At 40.2% G+C, this 18,083-nt stretch carries 20 protein-coding genes; 4 read left to right on the forward strand and 16 right to left on the reverse strand.

The genetic code is table 11. From position 1 onward, the window contains the following. Window positions 1–111: 111 nt before the first annotated feature. A complete protein-coding gene (locus CWC30_RS03590) occupies window positions 112–858 on the reverse strand; it encodes a siderophore-interacting protein (protein ID WP_138626448.1) in 747 nt (248 codons plus the stop codon). A gap of 102 nt (window positions 859–960) precedes the next feature. On the opposite strand from CWC30_RS03590, the gene CWC30_RS03595 reads away from it, so the two are divergent. The 3 genes from CWC30_RS03595 (at window position 961) to CWC30_RS03605 (ending at window position 3,119) form a co-directional block, all read left to right on the forward strand. Further along, a complete protein-coding gene (locus tag CWC30_RS03595; RefSeq protein ID WP_138626449.1) occupies window positions 961–1,380 on the forward strand; it encodes a MarR family winged helix-turn-helix transcriptional regulator in 420 nt (139 codons plus the stop codon). Between the two features lie 81 nt (window positions 1,381–1,461). Further along, window positions 1,462–1,875, forward strand: coding sequence for a LexA family protein (locus tag CWC30_RS03600; RefSeq protein ID WP_013463339.1), 414 nt, complete (start codon window positions 1,462–1,464; stop codon window positions 1,873–1,875). Beyond that, window positions 1,863–3,119, forward strand: coding sequence for a Y-family DNA polymerase (locus tag CWC30_RS03605; RefSeq protein ID WP_138626450.1), 1,257 nt, complete (start codon window positions 1,863–1,865; stop codon window positions 3,117–3,119). Before CWC30_RS03600 ends, CWC30_RS03605 begins: the two co-directional genes overlap by 13 nt. Here CWC30_RS03605 and CWC30_RS03610 read toward each other — a convergent pair. The 5 genes from CWC30_RS03610 to CWC30_RS03630 form a co-directional block, all read right to left on the reverse strand. Beyond that, on the reverse strand, window positions 3,116–3,571 hold the full coding sequence (locus CWC30_RS03610) for a hypothetical protein (protein ID WP_036984033.1): 456 nt from the start codon (window positions 3,569–3,571) through the stop codon (window positions 3,116–3,118). The two genes, CWC30_RS03605 and CWC30_RS03610, sit on opposite strands and share 4 nt — an antisense overlap. Before the next feature lie 292 nt (window positions 3,572–3,863). After that, the gene (locus CWC30_RS03615; protein WP_138626451.1) at window positions 3,864–4,382 is read right to left on the reverse strand and encodes a DUF4240 domain-containing protein; all 519 of its coding nucleotides are present in this window, start codon (window positions 4,380–4,382) and stop codon (window positions 3,864–3,866) included. Beyond that, a complete protein-coding gene (locus CWC30_RS03620; protein WP_138626452.1) occupies window positions 4,379–4,573 on the reverse strand; it encodes a YwbE family protein in 195 nt (64 codons plus the stop codon). Before CWC30_RS03620 ends, CWC30_RS03615 begins: the two co-directional genes overlap by 4 nt. 131 nt (window positions 4,574–4,704) lie before the next feature. Then, entirely contained in the window at window positions 4,705–4,995 is a 291-nt protein-coding gene (locus CWC30_RS03625; protein WP_069439751.1) for a hypothetical protein, read from the reverse strand. A gap of 3 nt (window positions 4,996–4,998) precedes the next feature. Then, on the reverse strand, window positions 4,999–5,208 hold the full coding sequence (locus tag CWC30_RS03630) for a hypothetical protein (RefSeq protein WP_036984032.1): 210 nt from the start codon (window positions 5,206–5,208) through the stop codon (window positions 4,999–5,001). Between the two features lie 100 nt (window positions 5,209–5,308). Between CWC30_RS03630 and CWC30_RS03635 the strand changes: the two genes are divergently transcribed. Then, window positions 5,309–6,112, forward strand: a complete 804-nt coding sequence (locus tag CWC30_RS03635; RefSeq protein ID WP_171034682.1) for an ion transporter — start codon at window positions 5,309–5,311, stop codon at window positions 6,110–6,112. A gap of 32 nt (window positions 6,113–6,144) precedes the next feature. Here CWC30_RS03635 and CWC30_RS19030 read toward each other — a convergent pair whose 3' ends face one another. The 10 genes from CWC30_RS19030 to CWC30_RS03685 all read right to left on the reverse strand — a co-directional run bounded on the left by CWC30_RS19030 (window position 6,145) and on the right by CWC30_RS03685 (window position 17,871). Beyond that, entirely contained in the window at window positions 6,145–6,525 is a 381-nt protein-coding gene (locus CWC30_RS19030) for a methyl-accepting chemotaxis protein (protein ID WP_283956805.1), read from the reverse strand. A 183-nt stretch (window positions 6,526–6,708) separates the two neighbouring features. Beyond that, window positions 6,709–7,848 carry an aspartate-semialdehyde dehydrogenase gene (asd, locus tag CWC30_RS03645; RefSeq protein ID WP_069439748.1) on the reverse strand — a complete coding sequence of 380 codons (1,140 nt, stop codon included), beginning with the start codon at window positions 7,846–7,848 and terminating at the stop codon, window positions 6,709–6,711. Window positions 7,849–8,050: 202 nt separating this feature from the next. Further along, window positions 8,051–10,774: a TonB-dependent receptor domain-containing protein gene (locus tag CWC30_RS03650; protein ID WP_138626453.1), complete on the reverse strand. Its 2,724-nt coding sequence runs from the start codon at window positions 10,772–10,774 to the stop codon at window positions 8,051–8,053. A 72-nt stretch (window positions 10,775–10,846) separates the two neighbouring features. Further along, complete coding sequence (locus tag CWC30_RS03655) at window positions 10,847–12,454, reverse strand: beta-helix domain-containing protein (RefSeq protein ID WP_138626454.1); 1,608 nt, start codon at window positions 12,452–12,454, stop codon at window positions 10,847–10,849. A gap of 313 nt (window positions 12,455–12,767) precedes the next feature. Further along, window positions 12,768–14,096, reverse strand: a complete 1,329-nt coding sequence (locus tag CWC30_RS03660) for a tetratricopeptide repeat protein (protein WP_138626455.1) — start codon at window positions 14,094–14,096, stop codon at window positions 12,768–12,770. A 37-nt stretch (window positions 14,097–14,133) separates the two neighbouring features. Continuing rightward, entirely contained in the window at window positions 14,134–14,739 is a 606-nt protein-coding gene (locus CWC30_RS03665) for an energy transducer TonB (RefSeq protein WP_008111498.1), read from the reverse strand. Window positions 14,740–14,745: 6 nt separating this feature from the next. Continuing rightward, a complete protein-coding gene (locus CWC30_RS03670) occupies window positions 14,746–15,156 on the reverse strand; it encodes an ExbD/TolR family protein (RefSeq protein WP_008111500.1) in 411 nt (136 codons plus the stop codon). A 53-nt stretch (window positions 15,157–15,209) separates the two neighbouring features. Further along, the gene (locus CWC30_RS03675; protein WP_036984024.1) at window positions 15,210–15,737 is read right to left on the reverse strand and encodes a MotA/TolQ/ExbB proton channel family protein; all 528 of its coding nucleotides are present in this window, start codon (window positions 15,735–15,737) and stop codon (window positions 15,210–15,212) included. A 3-nt stretch (window positions 15,738–15,740) separates the two neighbouring features. Next, a complete protein-coding gene (locus CWC30_RS03680; protein WP_138626456.1) occupies window positions 15,741–17,108 on the reverse strand; it encodes a MotA/TolQ/ExbB proton channel family protein in 1,368 nt (455 codons plus the stop codon). Between the two features lie 10 nt (window positions 17,109–17,118). After that, complete coding sequence (locus CWC30_RS03685; RefSeq protein WP_138626457.1) at window positions 17,119–17,871, reverse strand: DUF3450 domain-containing protein; 753 nt, start codon at window positions 17,869–17,871, stop codon at window positions 17,119–17,121. Window positions 17,872–18,083 lie beyond the last annotated feature (212 nt).

The raw sequence follows: 18,083 nt of genomic DNA on the forward strand, positions 1-18,083 counted from the left end.
CGTTAACCATAAATAATGAGTCTACGGTAAGAGATGGGGGGACATTACAGTCAATTCAAGGCGCCTTGCCTTTTAAAAGCTAAATAGCGATGTGACTGAACAACAATTAAGTTAGCTATTTTTAGCAGCAGCGTGTTGACGCTTTAGTTTATACGCCTCTGAATCAAGCCCTTTTTTCCAATAGCCCGATGCAACAATTTGACTGCGCGGTATAGCTAATTCATCAGTTAATATGGTTTTTGCTTTACGGACTAATCCGGCTTCAAGTGCCATAAATACAATAGGTTGTTGCTCACTAAGTGGTAGCGATTTTAATGCGTTTATCATATCTGTATCGGGGTTATTTGTTATTAACCAAGTTATATCACGCGAGGAGTCTAAGCTAATCACATCATCTTTTGTTGGTGCATGAATAATCGCGTCAATTTTTGCGTTTATAGGCAATTGTTGCACGTAGCCTTTAATTGCATTAACCGAAGTTAAATCGCCAAGTAATAGATAATATGAATGATCATAGTTATCCAACTTTTTAGGGCCTGGCCCTGCTATACCCACTTCATCGCCTACTTTTGCTTCTTTAGCCCAATTAGTGGCTGGGCCTTGGTGCATATTTATCACAAAGTCGAGGGTAAGTGCACCAGTGTGCTCATCAACATGCCTTATAGTGTATGAACGCATACACGTAGTTTTAATATTAAAGTCAACGCGGCCATTTTGTGGAATAAGCACCTTAACGTAGTTACCAATGTATTGCTCACTCAGGTCGTTAAACTCATATGAGCCGACAATAATGCGTTGTAAATGTGGGGTTATTTGCTTTGTGCTTAATACGGTTGCTTTGCGTACTTTTTTACCCATGTAAATTTACCTCACTAAAATGATGAATTGCACAACGCCCCATTGGTTGATAAAATCAACTATAGTGATTTAATTGACTTTGTCAACTACTATGGATTTATTATGAACTCTTCATTGGCCAATACATTATTTGCTTTAATGCAAAGTTATCGCGTTACCATACGCGAAGCCATTAATGCAGGTGAGCTTGGATTAAACGCGATGCATGTGCGTTGTCTGCATATTATTGCAGCGACACCTCAGTGCACTGCTAACGATATTGTGAATCAAACCCAACGCGACAAAGCCCAAATAGCACGATTAGTGAAAGAACTGCTCACGCTAAACTTAATTCATAAGAATGCCAGTGAGCATGACAAGCGTTGTTTTATTCTGTCGTTTACCGCACAAGGGTGCACGCTTTACAACAAATTATTAAACGCTGAGCAGTATGTAAATGCGCAAATGTGTAAAAACTTAAACCCACAGCAAATCAATGACTTCTTAGATACAGCTCAGCAAATGATCAAAAATATGGATTGATCGCAGATCCATTACTTGGCATAACTTATATAAAACGAATATACTGTACACTTATACAGTATATTCGTTTTAGGTTGTGTTATGTTTGTTATTCCCATTTATATAGAGGCCGGTGTATGCGGATTTGAGTCACCTGCAGCACAATATACAGAGCTTGGCGTTTCACTTGATGAGTTATTAATAAAGCACCCTGATGCCACGTTTATTGGGATAGCGTCTGGGTGCTCTATGCAAGAAATTGGTATTTTTGAGGGCGACTTACTGTTGGTTGACCGGGCTGAAATACCAAAAGATGGCGATGTTATTGTGGCTAACTTAAATGGTTTATTTGTGTGTAAGCTGCTTGATAAGACCAATGCACGCTTGCTATCAGCCTCTTCTGCTTATAAGCCGGTGCAATTAACTGAGTCAGATGAGTTTCAGCTTGAAGGTGTGGTAACTCGCTCTATTAGGCTGCATCGCCAAAGCCCTGAGTTACTTTCATGTATGCCTTAGTTGATGCCGTTGCTTTTTACGCCAGTGCTGAAAAGGTATTTGATCCCGCCATTCGCTCAAAGCCGGTAGTGGTGCTTACCAATAACGACGGCTGTGTGTGTGCGGTCTGCCCAATTGCGCGTAAGCTTAATATTCCTAAATTTGGCCCTTACTTTAAAGTTAAGCAGTTACTAGAACAAAACAATGTGGTTGTACGCTCTAGTAACTATGAACTATACGCTAATTTAAGCGACCGGATGATGAGTGTAATTGGCCGCTTTTGTGACACCCAGCATGTTTACAGTATCGATGAATCGTTTTTACACTTTAATGGTTATCAACCTTTAATTAACGATTGGCAAGCATACGGGCAACTAATTAGGCGTACTGTATGGCGCGAAACCAAACTCCCTGTTGGGGTTGGCTTTGGCCCAACACCGACCTTAGCCAAAGCCGCTAACCATGCAGCTAAAAAACTAACTGGCTTTAATGGTGTTGCAGTGATTGACGATGAAGTAAGTCGCCGCACTATTTTACAACGAATGCAATGCCAAGATGTTTGGGGGGTGGGCAAACGTTTAGCTAAAAAGCTGGCTCTCATGGACATTCATACCGCGTGGCAACTGGCTGAGCAAAGCCCAAAAACTATTCGTCGCCAATTTAGTGTGGTGCTTGAGCGCACAATTAACGAGCTCAACGGCATTACCTGTTTAAACTGGGATGATGTACGCCAAGATAAACAAGCTATTTTTTCAACACGTAGTTTTGGTCAGCGACTTTGCGACCCCGATGCAGTTAAAACCGCCCTAATAAATCATGCTAGTGTAGTTGCACAAAAATTAAGAGCTCAACAGTCGCTAACTCATCGTATTTATATTTTTGCTGCCAGCTCATCACATGAACACGCCTTTTATAAAAAGTCAGTTATGTATCAATTTGATCCGCCCACTAACGATACCCGCGTTATGGCCAATGCGGTATCAAAGAGTTTTGAGCAAATATATCAACCGGGAATTCGATTTTATAAATGTGGTGTGGGCGCATTAGAGCTCAGCCCACAGCAGTTTCAACAACATCATTTATTTGATAAGCAAACCGATAACCCGCAGTTAATGAACTGTTTAGATGCTATTAATCATAGATACGGTAAAGGAATGCTTAACGTGGCGAGCAGCCAATTAAATGATCATTGGCATATGAACAGGGCTTTTTTATCGCCGCAATACACGACTCGTTGGCGTGATATTCCAAAAATACAGTGTTAGTCGGCAACTTTAATAAATTCACATTCTACACTCGGATTGTCCAATGTGTATTTAAGCGTATTGCTGGTTAAAAAAGTAATGCTTTGTTTGATCGTTCCTTCATGGATAGGATTATCACAGCGGCTCATGCGTAAGCTATTTTCTAGGCCATCTGTTTTATATTTTAGCGAGCTGGTAATAAAACAATAATTTGGTTTTTCAATGGTACGAGTGCCATTGTGTAAGGAGTTAAACAAAATCTCTTTGCCTAAGCTAAAACCTTGCCCAGGATCTTCAGGGTTATTAAATTGTAATCGGCTATTAGTACATAACCCAGAATTACTGGAGGTCACTTCGTAATTACCCAGCTTAGTTTGTAACAGCGGAATAAAGCGAGTTTTATTACTTGGGCCTGCCACTGCATAACAGCTAAAAAGGCTTATGATAAGTAAAACCAGGGTGAAAAATTTCATTATAGGCTCTATCCTCGTGTATCAAATATGATCAAGCACTGTGACTATGCTTAGCTATTTCTAACTATAACAGAGATTTACTATAAAAGATGTGAAGTCGTTATACCATAAACACGTCTTTAAACTGTATTTAAAAATACGTAGCTCACAGCAAATACGATTACATTTTAAAACAGTTCAGTTAGTGAAATAAGAGGATGTGAATAATAGCGCAAGCTGGATCAAAATCTAAGCAACGTAAAATGCATTACCCCTAACCCAAAGTAATGCATTCATAGTCAAAAGTGGGCGATTACTGCCAATACTTAGCAAATAATTGTGGGTAATTTTGTTTTAAAAACTTAGGTTTGTCTTTAAAGCGCTTACCTTTAGGTTGCTCAAGCCCTGATGGGATAAACGGTAACTCATCGTCATTACGTTCTTCATATAACAAACCTGCAATTAGGTCATACTCATCTAAGTACGGGTAAGGTTGCTCGTTTAAAAAATAAAGTGGTGTGCACTGAGCTAGACTATCTGGGTTTTCTAGTGCGGCTTTAAATGCCGCTTCCCCCCGAGAAATGAGCCAACAACGAAATTCAGAAAAACCATATTCATCATTACAACCAGCCATTACAAACGCCGCACCAAATAAATCCCAAGTATAACTTTGGCGCATACAAATACTAAACTGTTTATCAAATTCAATTAGCTGCTCGTCGGATAAATCACTCAATGCAGCCTTAAGGGATTGGCATACAGACTCAGGCTCTGCGGTTCTGTCATTTACCGTTACCAATCGCCAAAAATCAGTTAAGGTTAAATCGCTCATGCAATGATCTCTTTTACCCGACCTACTTGACCATCTTCTAACTGTACTTTAATACCGTGCGGATGATTAGGTGACTTAGTTAATAAACGCGACACTATACCATTGGTTAAAGTACCACTGCGTTGATCTTGTTTAAGCACAATATTAACCTCAGTGCCGGGTGTTATTTGTGAACGTATTGGAACAGCCATATATAATCTCTTTTGCTATTTTTGGGGATTATAGCCTGCTTAATAAAATCACTCCATATTAAAGCTTTTAAAGGCTCTATAAATGCCTAATTCAAGCTAATGTGAAGAATAAACAAAACCCATCGTACACATTATGGCTGCTTAGAAAATGAAATGGCATTGGCTTTAATGTGTATGTTCAAGCTGGCTAACGCATTACAAATAAGCTGCTCAATGTAATCAAACTGATTTTTTTGTTTAGCCTGCTCTAGTGCAATATCATCAATAAAATAACAACTTACTTTAAACTTAGAAGGTAAATTGTTTAAGTCTGCTGAATGGGTAAGAAAGCTAAAGTCCTGCACAGTATCTTTTATTTGCTCACAAGCGAGCGTTAATTGCTGACGAATACGTTTATCTAGCTGCTTTTGGGTTTTGGTCATCGTTTATTGCTGCTCGCGAGCTTGTTGTTCTTTAAATTCTTTGTAACTGTCTTGCTGCTGTTTAACACACTCATGGTATTCCTTATCTGCCATGTAGCTGCATTCACCCAACCGCGCTGATTGAATTTCATGGTAGCGGCTATCGCTGCTACATCCCGCTAACACCAATAATGCGGATAACGAAAATATATATTTTAACTTATTATTTAACATTCAAAATTCCTACTATTTTAACGGGAAAACTACTGATTTTCGTTATTTTTGCTGTATATTGCACTGGTTTTGTATTTATAACCGTTAAGGGCACGTTATGATGTTGTCGCAGTTACAAGAGCTGTTCCAGCGTATCGATAAAAGTAAACTATTTCAATCATTTGTTATTGCAGTTATTGTTGTTTCTGCATTGACCGTGGGCGCACATACTTATTCATTGCACCCAACCGCCGAACTCGTTCTACATTGGATGGATATAGGCATAACGGTGTTTTTCTTAATTGAACTGATTATTCGCTATATTGCCAGCAAAGGTATCAAGAACTTTTTTTCCAAAGGTTGGAACATTTTTGACTTCATTATCGTGATCGGAAGTTTATACCCCGCGGCAGGCTCTACTATTTTTATTGCTCGACTGCTGCGTATTTTCCGCGTGTTACGATTAGTCTCAATGATCCCAGAACTGCGCTTATTAGTAAATTCGCTAATAAAAGCAATACCTCAAATGGGCTACATAGCACTACTCATGTTCGTTATATTTTATATTTATGCCGCCACTGGCAGTATGTTGTTTGCTGATATAAATCCGGTACTTTGGGGCGATGTGTCTATTTCTATGCTCACCCTGTTTAGAATAGCCACCTTTGAAGATTGGACTGACGTCATGTACGAAACCATGGCCGTGTACAAATTAAGTTGGATTTTTTACCTAACCTTTATCTTTTTAACTGCATTTGTGTTTTTAAATATGATGGTTGGCGCTATTTTAGAAGTGATGAGTGAAGAGCATCGCAATGCACGAGAAGAGCAAGCCGATATAGACTCACTCCCTGCCACCCAAGGCCAAGTAAACGAATTAAAAGCACAACTAGCAGAATTAAAAGAGCTACTTAAAAATAGGTAGCAGGGATAAAAAGGGCATGCATTTGCTTGCCCTTACACTTTAAATTTACCCACCAATCCCGTTAAAATTGACGAAAGGCGATTCATTTCGTTGCCGTTTTCACTGGTGCTCACGGCAATATCACTCACCTCATCAGCCGCATTTTTAATTTCAGTAACATTGCGGTTTATATCTTCAGCTACATGTTGTTGCTCTTCAGCAGCAGTGGCTATTTGCGTATTTAAATCGCTAATATGAACGATAGATGCCATGATCTCACTAAATTGTTGCTGCGCCGAATGCGCAAGCTCGACAGTTTTATTAGTGGTTTCTATACTGCGTTCCATGTCTTTAAATACCATAGATGACATAGTGCGCAATTTATCAAGCTGTGTTTGGGAAATAACTAAAGCAGCTATAATTAATAACCGCAAGGCAATTGCAGATGCAAAGGAGAGCTTTAATTTTTTGATATATTCATGAAGTTAACCTCTAAAAACACTCTTAGGAATATAGTGTGGCTAAAGGGGTTGAGCAAGAAATAATATGAGAATGTTTCGAAGAGGCAATAAAAAGGTTAGCAATTAGCTAACCCTTTAACTTGATGGGCTAGAAAATTACTCACCGTCTACAATAATTCGTAACATCCGGCGAAGTGGCTCCGCTGCACCCCATAAAAGCTGATCGCCCACGGTAAAGGCGCTAATGTATTTTGGCCCCATAGCGAGTTTACGAATACGGCCAACAGGAATACTCAGCGTACCGGTTACTTTAACTGGAGTTAAGTCGGTACTGGTAATATCACGCTGATTAGGAATAACTTTAACCCACTCATTGTGCGAGGCTAAAATTTCTTCTATTTTTTCTACGCTAATGTCTTCACGTAATTTAATGGTCATCGCTTGGCTATGACAACGCATTGCACCAATGCGTACACATAAACCATCAATAGGCACAGGTTGTTTAGATGAGCCTAAGATTTTGTTGGCTTCAACTTGCGCTTTCCACTCTTCTTTTGATTGACCGTTTGGCATAGGCACATCAATCCATGGGATTAAGCTACCCGCCAGTGGCACACCAAACTGGTCTTGTGGCAAATCGCTTGATGCCATTTTTTCGCTGACTATTTTATCAATTTCTAAAATAGCTGAACTTGGGTTATCTAGTTGCTGTGAAACACTTGCATGAATAGCCCCCATTTGAGCTATGAGTTCTTTCATATTGCGTGCACCGGCGCCCGATGCTGCTTGGTAGGTCATTGGGCTTACCCATTCGATTAGGTCTTGCTCAAATAAACCACCCAGCGCTAGTAGCATAAGTGAAACTGTGCAGTTACCACCTACAAAGGTTTTAACGCCTTGCTCTAGCCCTTGTTCAATGACATCTTTGTTAACGGGGTCAAGTACGATAATACTGTCGTCACTCATACGCAGTGCAGAGGCTGCATCTATCCAATAGCCATCCCAACCTGATTCACGTAATTTTGGATACACCGCATTGGTATAATCGCCACCCTGACAGGTAACAATAATGTCCATTTTTGCAAGCTCAGAAATATCGCTGGCATCTAAAAGCGGTTTAGCTGCACCCGCTAACTCAGGGCCAAGCTGACCTGCTTGTGAGGTGGTGAAAAAGGTGGTGTCGATATGTGCAAAATCATGTTGTTGTTCCATTCGCTCGAGTAACACCGAGCCTACCATGCCGCGCCAACCGACTAATCCTACTTTTTTCATTGTTTGTTCCACTGTTTGATTCATAAAAGGAGCCTATACATTAAAAATTAAAAATTCATTGCGTGAGATTTAATTTTTACAGCCTTAAGCTAACACCACCAGCACACTAAAACTAGTCAATAAACTGTAACTCAAATATTTTTCATACACATAAAAAAGCCCTGTACAAAATACAGGGCTAATAAGTAGTTAGGCGTTGTTATAAATCCTATCCTTGGGCTTTTACTTAAAACTCGTAGCTAAAGCTGACGCTCAGTTCTCTAGGCGTTTCTTGAGAACGAATTAACACATCATTTTGTTCTACTTTAAAGTTTTGTCCCAACATATTTTTCACTTTAAGTGTTAACGTGGTATTAAACGTTGGGTAGTAACTATAAACCATGTCTAACGAGTTTAAAGGTTGTTCGTAAGCATCATCAAAATTATTAACACCTGCAGCTAAAATACGGTCACCAAATACATTATAAATAACTGAAGCTTGGTGCATGCCATCATGCGAATCGTAATTCAATTGTAAGTTGGCAACATACTTTGAGTGGCCAGTCATACGTCGCTTTAGATTCGTAAGGTCGGCGCGCTGTTCTTCTGCAATTTCAACTTCTGAATCACTAACCGTTAAATTACCAGAAGTAAAAAAAGCACCTCCTAATAAATCACTGTGCAACTCCGTTAACCATTCAGCCTCAATACCGTAAACATAGGCTGTATCTGCATTGTCAAACTGAAGAGTAAAACGGCCGTCACTTTCTGTTAATAGTGCTTCGATTGGGTTATCAATATCTTTATAGAATGCGCCAACTGAGTAGTTATCACCATTGTCCATATAAAACTCGATACGTGCATCAAAGTTATCTAAATAGCTAGATTCTAAGAATGGGTTACCAAGCGTTCGATAACCGGTTAGCGGATCTTGGAATTGAACAGGGCTTAGCTCTCGCAAATCAGGGCGTACAACCGTGCTGCCATAACCAAAACGAACTTGGTACGACTGCTGACTATAAGTCATAGATAATGAAGTAAAATACTCATCTTCCATCACACTTGCTTGTTTTATCGCATCTGCACTTAATTTATCTGCCAATAAAGCAGGATCAAATGCTGAGCGAGAAAAAGCAAGAGCAACTTGGCGGAAGTCCTCGTAACGCACACCACCACTTAAACGCCAATCTTGAGCAAAAGTAATATCAAAAGAGCCATAATAAGCATCAATCATTTGCGCTGCTAAGTAATCATCGGCTGTCGGTTCTTGAAACAATAACTCGACATCCGTTGAATCGATCACTGCATCATTTGCAAAGAAACTACCAATTGACAGCGCCTCTTCTTCACTTTGTGCTAAATCTAAAGACTGTGATTGGCTAAAGCGATAGTTGAAAAAGTCTGTACGGTAATCACGCGTTTTTTCAACAAAATAGCCGCCGCCCGCAATTTCAACTTCGGCGTTATCAAAGTAAAAAACTTTGTTAACATTTACGCCCCAGTTTTCTACATCGTCTTCTAGCTCAACAAATCGATACAAGTAAGGGTTACCACCTAAACTACCATTATAAAAAGTACGTTGATATTCGCCATCGGCGTACTCATCACGCACCGTTACTTCAAGCTCGCCAGGTATACTCGTCGTCGCTGTTGAATCAGTATACTGCCAATCTACACCAACACCCTCAAGAAAACTCCACTCTAAATTATGCATTCCACGAAGTTGAAGTATTTCAAGTTCCCGTTCCTCAAAAGAGGTTAAGTGGCTTCGCTGTAATTGCCCAGCATCAATGCTTAATGACTTTGAAGGCTCTTGGTAAAGCGCAACAGCAGCTTCATCTTCAGTATCTCGTAGCATCATATAGGTGGCTGTTAAATCATGGCCGCCAATTTTATAACCTAAATTTACAGAGCTATTTAATTTTATATTATGCTTGGTTGATACTTCTTTCTCTGTAGCAGAGTAACAAGTAAAGTTATCTTTTGAACATTCAGATTCAGATGCGTCAACAGAAGAAAGTACAGCGCTAAACTTCTCTGCATTAGACCACTCATTTTCATAAGCAACTGACGCTAAGAAACCAAAAGAGCCATCTAAGCCAAATAAGTTATCAAATCGGTCACCATACACAGCTTTAATGCCTGCATCAGGGTTTAAGCTTTCTTTTTCTAAGCCAAAATCTCTTGGTAGTGCTTTTGATAAACTTTTATTTAAGTCTATTGCAGCTGCTTGACCAATATCCGCCCCCTGACGTCTTGACTCGACGTCTCTTATATTTCTATATGAGATATCAGACAAGCCATTGATATAGGTATTTAGCGCCGTTTTAACGGCTCCAGGTAATGCGCGTGTACCATCATCTTTACCTAACCAGTCATCACTGCCGCCATTGTATGTATAGCCTTCATCGTTTGTATCTTTATAGCTAGCACCAATCTCAACTTTAAATAAAGTATCACTTGGAATGCTTTTCGTCCTGATATTAACGTCACCACCACCAAAAGCCGCAGGCATATTAGGCGAATAGGCTTTTTGAACAGCTAAAGATTCAATAATACTTGATGGGAAGATATCAAGTGGAATTACATTTCGGGTCAGATCTGGGCTTGGAACAACTGCGCCATTTAAACGCACGCTTGAGTAACGCTCGCCTAACCCGCGTACATAAATAAACTTATCGTTAACTAATGATAAGCCTGTAACACGACGAAGTGCTGAAGCGGCATCGCTATCACCTGTTCTAGATATTTGCTCTGAACCCATTATATCAGCGACAAATGCCTGGTTTTTACGTTCATCAATTACGGCACTAGCACTGCCTTTAAGGCGCGTACCTGTTGCAACAACTTCTTCTATCGCTTCTTCATTTATTATTTCTTGTGCCTGTTCAGCAAAAGAATTAAATGAAGAAAAAAGGGAGAGCAGAGATAACGTTATTAGATTAGTTTTAAACTGCTTTTGATGTTTCATATTTATATCCTCTAAACCTAAAATTCCCTTAAAAAAGGCGCAAGAGCGCCTTATAATTAGAGCCGGTCTAGATTAATTACTAGCGCGTTGTAAAGATGCGGCTACAAAATCAGCCCACTCACTTGATTCACCTTCTTTAAGTGCACCAATGTAGCCTGCGTTCGTAAAGAAAGAGTCAACTTCACTCATGTCTTTAGCCGTTGTAGATACCGCAGTACCTTGTGAATCAGTAATAGTTGCTGCTGTTGAAACACCATCAGCACCAAGTACATTTGCAAAATCAGCAAAACCAATCAGCTGGTTATTTTCGCCACCAGTAAACCAGGTATTTATATCAAAGCTTGCTAATGCGCCAGTTAAATGAGTATTTACGTCTTCAAAATTCTTGCCACACGCAAATATTGAACTCATAAATGCGATATCACCGTTGTTTGCATTGGCATGCACACCAGCATCTCCTGATTTATCTTTTTCATTATATAAATCAAAACAGCCAGCACCATCTACAGATGATGAGTTTACAAACAACATATTAGCTAATTGCGCTTTACCCCATTCTTTCATTTCCATACCGGCACCAGTACGACGCCCTTCAGCACCTTGATCACCAGTAGTAACAACGGTTGCATTAGCAATAGTTGGGTTAGAAACAGTCGTTACTAAATCTTGTGCGTCTGCAGATAATGGATCTACTTTTGCGCCATCTGTTTCAAATCCATGATTTCCATATTCATTTGAACGTACAAGAATGTACTGTCCGTAACCTTTCCAACCCTCATCCCAGTCAATACCGTCATCACCAGTATCAGTAACAACAATATGTTTAAGATTAACGCTACCACCAAAGAGCTCTATACCATCATCAAAACCATTATGTACATGAACATAATCAATTGTTGTGCCTGATCCAACAGCATTTAGTGTTAAACCATTTAGCTCATCACCTTCAACGCCAAATCCTGCATACTTAATAACAATATGCTTTAATATACCGCTACTATCTTGCGGGTCATTACCACCATAATACGAAACAATACCTTCAGCTGAGTGATTACACATGTCTTGTGCCGCAGCAGTCGCTGTACAACGAATAGAATGGCCACGTCCATTTACCTGAACACCACCCCAATCCCCAATTTGAGCGGTTGTTGAATCATCACCATCAACCTCTTTAATACTTGTGAAAATAATTGGCTTATCTACTTCACCAATTGCTTCAATATTTGCACCGCGTGCAATACGAATAAAACTCTCAGGCTTGGTAAACGCAATGGTAGCGCCTGCTTCAATAGACAATGTTGGGCCATTAACATCAATAGTAGCGCCTGTAGATGTGTCTACATCGTCACCTATAAATAAAGCACCTTCAAATACATGGGCACCGCCATCGTCTAGCGCAGGGATAACAAAAGAGCTAGTAATTTCTTTTGCATTACTTGCAAATGCTTGGCTGTATAAACAGTTTACGCCTTCTGCTTCACCTGTAAATGTAGCTCCATCTAATGTGTATGTGGCGCAACTTATTGTATCGCCACCATTATCACCACCAGGGTTAGTCACTGAATTGTCTACACTATTATCAACTGTTGTAGGTGTAACGTTAATATCTCCACCACCACAACCAGCCAGTGTTATTGCTGTAGCCACTAAGCTGATTTTGAATAAGCCAGATAATTTCATTGTTCACTCCGTAAAAGTATTTAATTATTGTGTTAGCGCTTTAAGTAATAACTTAAGTCACTTTAAGGCACGATACTCATGCATTAAGGTCACTTGAGTTATCGAATACGAAGTACAATACGGGAGTGATATGACAATGAAGTTACACTTTAATAAACATAAAATGACAATGTTAATTAATTAAAAATCAATTGGTTGCTTTTAAAAGGCAAGTAAAAAACCACACTAACCGAATGTTAGTGTGGTTTGAGTAGTGCAATTATGAAATGGTTTTTAGTGCGTCAATTAAGAGCTAATAATCACACTATAAAAATTAAAGCAGTGCTGTTTTTAATGTTTGCGCATGCACTTTTTCGCGTTTTACATATTTGATCCATTGCTGGGCTAAACGTTGCGATTTTTTGTGCTTTTCAGCTTGTTCAAACGCAAGAATAGACGCATCAAAATTTTGTAAATTGTATTGTGCCATTCCCAAAGCAACAAACGCATTTGATTCAAAATCAAGGCCGCCTTTATCCAGTGCCATTCGCGCTGCATCGGCAGCTTCGTCATACTGCTCTGTATTTACATACACTTCAGCCAAGCGCTGATCGTATTTACCATGCTCTGAGCGCTCTGCAGCTTTGGTAAAGTAACTAATCGACTTAGCATCTTCTTTAGCTTGTACCATGGCCTCGGCTACAAAGGCATAATTTTTAGCTGTTGGTTCAGCAATGCCCTGCTCTATTGCCTTACTCATTACACTGGCTGCTTTATAAGCAAGCTGATTATATAAATATACCTGTGCAAGCTGTCTTAGGTCAGATTTAGAGGTTAAAAATCCTTGCTGGTAAGCCGCTTCTAAAACACTAAGCTGCTGTTTTTCTTGCCCAGTTTCACCGTACATACCGGCTAATTGCACCCAGTACTCAGGTTTGTTGTATAGCTTTACCATACGCTCAAGTACGCTGACTACTTTATCCGTTTGGTTAAGTGAGTAATACATAGCACGTTGCAGTACCAGCCAGTTTTCTTTTGGTACTTTGCCTTCGCTATCACTTAAGTTAATGGCTTGGGTAATGTAACTCAGGCCTTGCTCATAGTCTTTTAATTGATAGTAGGTTTGCGCTCTTAATAAATAATAGGCGTCGGTTTTAGGCTTAGTATTAATGGCATCCCATTTATCTAAAAATGCAATCACCTTTTTATAGTCACTGTTAGCCATAGCAAGCTGAGCAAGGCTAAATGTCGTGCTCAAACGAAGCGTTTCTGGAATGCCATCTTCGCCAATCACTTTTTCAAATGAAGCAATCGCTTTTACAAGGTCGTTTTCATTGTAATAAATAAACCCATAAAAGTTATGCATCATCGCAATTTCATAAGAATTCATACTTGATGAGCGCGCTTGTATGCTGTCAAGCGCAGCCAAGCCCGCTTTACTGTCGCCATCATCCGCAAGTTTTTGGGCGCGAGCTAATTGGCTGTATACTTTTTCACGCAGTGCGGGTACTCGTGTTGTTTTTTGCTGTTCAGCGGCCTGTACTGTCGCCAAATTTACACCCGGAAGTACACTTAATGCACTTGGTGTAACAACACTGGCACTGATTGCAACAGTGCACAATATACTCAGCTTTAATAGCTTGGTTGTTAGTTTTAATTTCATAATTGCCTCACGTTCACTCTTTGCTTACTTAACAGAATTAACCATTAATTTGGAAAGAAATTTTATTTTGCACACCGGCTACTTCAACGGCTTCACCATTAACCACGCGCGGTTTATATTTAAATTTAAGGGCTGCATCCATCGCTGCTCTGTCAAACAATGACTCTGGCTCGGCTTTAATAACTTGTGGCTCTTTCACTGTGCCTTGCTTGGTCACTGTAAATTCAACAATGACATAGCCTTCAATACCACGCGATAACGCACGTCTTGGGTATACCGGTGCCACTTTTACTATGGGTAAATACTCACCGTCACTGGTTTCTAACGCTAATCCACCCGCTAGATTTACATCAGCATCAACATTGGCAGCAAAATCAAAGTTGTTGCTAGCAGCGTTGTTATCGCTACTTTGCATTTGTGGCGATTCCATTGGCGGTGGTGGCTCTTTAGGTGTTGGTGGCTTTTGTGGTTTACGCTCCTTTTTTTGTACCGTTTCTTCTTTTTTCAAACGGACAAAATCCAACACATTCCCTTTTGCAGGCTCCGTCATGGCGCCCTCGCCACCGGTGATCAATGCCTGCATACCTAAAAACAGCATAAAGGTCACCACACCCGCTATAATTAACGCAAGTACATAACGCATCACTCGTTACCCTTCTTGAGCCGCTATTGAAACATCAAATACACCCGCTGCACGCGAGGCATCCATCACTTTTATCAAGGTTTCTGTAGTGGCTTTTTTATCGGCCTGAATAACCACACTGCCTTGTGGATTTTCAGCTTTTAAGCGTTCAATGTTAGCTTGTACAGCACGTACATCAATTTGACGTTTATTGATCCAAATTTCGCCTTGATCTGAAATAGCCACTAATATGTTAGCGCGTTCTTTTTTTACAGCAGTTGCCGCTTCAGGGCGGTTTACATCAATACCGGCTTCTTTTACAAACGAGGCTGTAACAATAAAGAAAATAAGCATAATAAATACAACATCCAGCATAGGAGTCATGTTTATTTCTTCTGCTTCATCTTCTTGGAATAAATTACCTAATGGGGCTCTCATTTTACTTCTCCTAGAATAAGCGGTGATTATGTTCACCGCTTTTCAATAATTATTTAGTGGTCCAACACCATAGTGTCTTGCAACAATTCAACTTCACGCTTTGCTTTACGCTGTAAATAGGTTGAGGCAAACACCCCAGATAACGCACCGACCATACCTGCCATAGTGGGTATGGTTGCTTTTGACACACCCGACGCCATAGAGCGTGCGCTGCCTGTACCTGTAATAGCCATTACATCGAAGACTTCTATCATCCCTGTAACTGTGCCGAGTAAACCTAATAGTGGACACAGCGCCACCATCACATTAATCAGTGGTAAGTTTGCGTTTAATCGCATACTGGCGCGTGACACCATGGCCTGGCGTATTTGCTCTGCATTCCAGCTGTTGCGTTCACTACGAGTTTTCCACGTATTTTTAACGTCTTTTTTGTAGTAACGATAGCCATTAAAAAAGTACATAAATCGCTCGAGTATCAATAACCACATCGCGAAAATTAACACGGCAATGACCAAGAGCACTTGGCCACCCGTGTCGAGAAAATCACGGATAGCATTGATTGAATCAATCAATAGCACCATGGTTTAAGCTCCTTTCTCGCTTCGCTCGGCAATAATACCTGCACTTTGTTCTTGTAAAATAAGCAGTAAGCCTTTTGAGCGAGTATTCAATAAGGTGTATAAAAACACCGTTGGAATGGCAACAACAAGGCCTAATACCGTAGTAACCAGGGCTTGCGAAATACCGCCTGCCATTAGTTTAGGGTCGCCAGTGCCGAATAAAGTAATTGCTTGGAAGGTATTGATCATCCCAGTTACCGTACCGAGTAAGCCCAGCAATGGCGCTACCACAGAGATAATTTTAATAAGCGTTAAATTACGGGTGATTTTTGGCATTTCGCGTAAAATGGCTTCGCTTAACTTAAGTTCAAGCGTGTCGTACGCCACATTAGGGTATTGATCTTTCACTTTCATGACGCGCCCTAGCGGGTTATCATCACGGGCTGTATCGTCTTTTAATTGACGACGGATTTTTCCACCCATCAGCAGGAGCGATACAAAACGCTCTAACGCAATTAATAACGCTAATAAGCCAACGCCTAAAATAACGTAACCAACTGCACCACCTTGATGAACTTGCTCGCTGGTATCAGGGGCTTGTACTAACAAACCTAAAATTGAACCACCAGTTGGGTCAAGCGCAAACGGCACCACACCGGTGTTTGCTTGCTGCAAATCAGCCGCAGTCGCAGTAAAGCGGCTACTTGGTTGGCGAGTAAGCTGGCTAATAGTATTGGTAGAAGGCGTATACTCTAGGTACTGACCGTCACTAATAAGGTTAAATGCACCCACACGTACCACTTCTTTTTGTACTTTATTGCCACCGTCAACAATTACATCAGTATTGAAGCGGCTTACTTTTCCTTGTTCGGTCATTTCGCGTTGTAGCTCAAACCAAACCTTTTCGATATCTTCAATAGACGCAAGCTTTGAGGTAGAACCCATTTTTTGCGCCAATTCGTCCATAAAAGTACTACGCCCAGGTAACTGAGCCGATACCACCGAGGTTGCAAACTTATTACTAGAATCTCCAGCAACTTGTTGTAGCACACCAAATAGCTCTTTTAATGAACCCATACGCTTTGATAAAGTATCGGTCAGGTTAGCCAATTTAATTTCGTTTTCTTCAAACTGCGTTTCTAAACGCTCTGACTCGCTAAGCATTTGGTTTCGTTTAGCTTGGGTGTTTTTAAGCATTTGCACTTGTTCATTTTGACGTGCTGAAAATTCTTGTTCGCGTTGTTTATTTTGTTCTGATTGCGCTGATTTACCCTGCTCTAACGTTTTTAATAAGGCATCTAAGTTCATTGGTTCAGCGGCACACATCGCACCTGAAAAACCTAAGCTGGCTGCAAACACGGCCATTTTTGTCATTTTTGTTAATAATTTCATGGTAAACCTCTTATTCTGCAGCATGAATTGGCAGTGTTAACATATCTGGGGCTAGTTGTTTGCGAGCAATGCGAAGCCCTTTATTAATTTGGCTAATGGTTGAATCAGGCAGTGCAACAAAAGACTGTGATTTTTGATCCCAACTACCTGCTTGTTTACCGTCGCGGGTAAGGTAAATTAGCTCTAAACGTCCAATGCGCAGAAAGTCGACTTCGCGTTCTTTATTATCCACATCAAGCAATGCGGTATACGCTTCAATAGTGCGTCCGTAGTCAACCTCAACTTGATAAGCCTCTAAAACACGACGAAATTTTTCACTTGATGAAATATCAGCGCGTTCCATCATTGCATTTAATGATTCAAGGCGCTGCTTACGCTCTTGCTTTAAAAACGGCACATCTAAGGCAACAAACTGTTCAAGCCCGGTGATCATACGAAGCATTAAAGGGGTTATTTGGCGTTCAATTATCGATACTTGATCCATCGATAAATTAATCGACTCCATCTCTTCTATTTGATTATTTAACTGTTTGGTAAGCTGTGCGTTATAAACGGCTAGGCCATCTATTTCTTTATTTAGGGTTTTAAATTGCTGTAAACGCCCTTGCATTGAATCTGCAATCTTGTCTATTTTTGTTTGTGATTGCGCAGCTAAATTATTAATTTCGCTGCTTTTATCAATTACCGTGTTTAAATCATTGGCGTGGACTGCTGCACTTGCGGCTACAATACCAGCTAAAATTAATGGTTTAACGCCTTTCATCGTATACACCTTTGCTCGTTAATTAGCGGATTTGCTAGTGTTTATTAATCGCTTTAGCTCGTTTATAAAAAACAATTTAAAGCGAGATAGTTTCAATGAGCGAAAGTGTATAGATTAAAAATGACAAGCGTGTTGCGTAAAAAAGTCGCTTTTATGACAACGGTAATAAATTAGCCTTATTGGCCTATTTTACAATTCAGGGATGAAAATAG

The sequence above is a fragment of the Pseudoalteromonas sp. S4741 genome, from assembly GCF_005886135.1.
Taxonomy (GTDB): domain Bacteria; phylum Pseudomonadota; class Gammaproteobacteria; order Enterobacterales; family Alteromonadaceae; genus Pseudoalteromonas; species Pseudoalteromonas tetraodonis.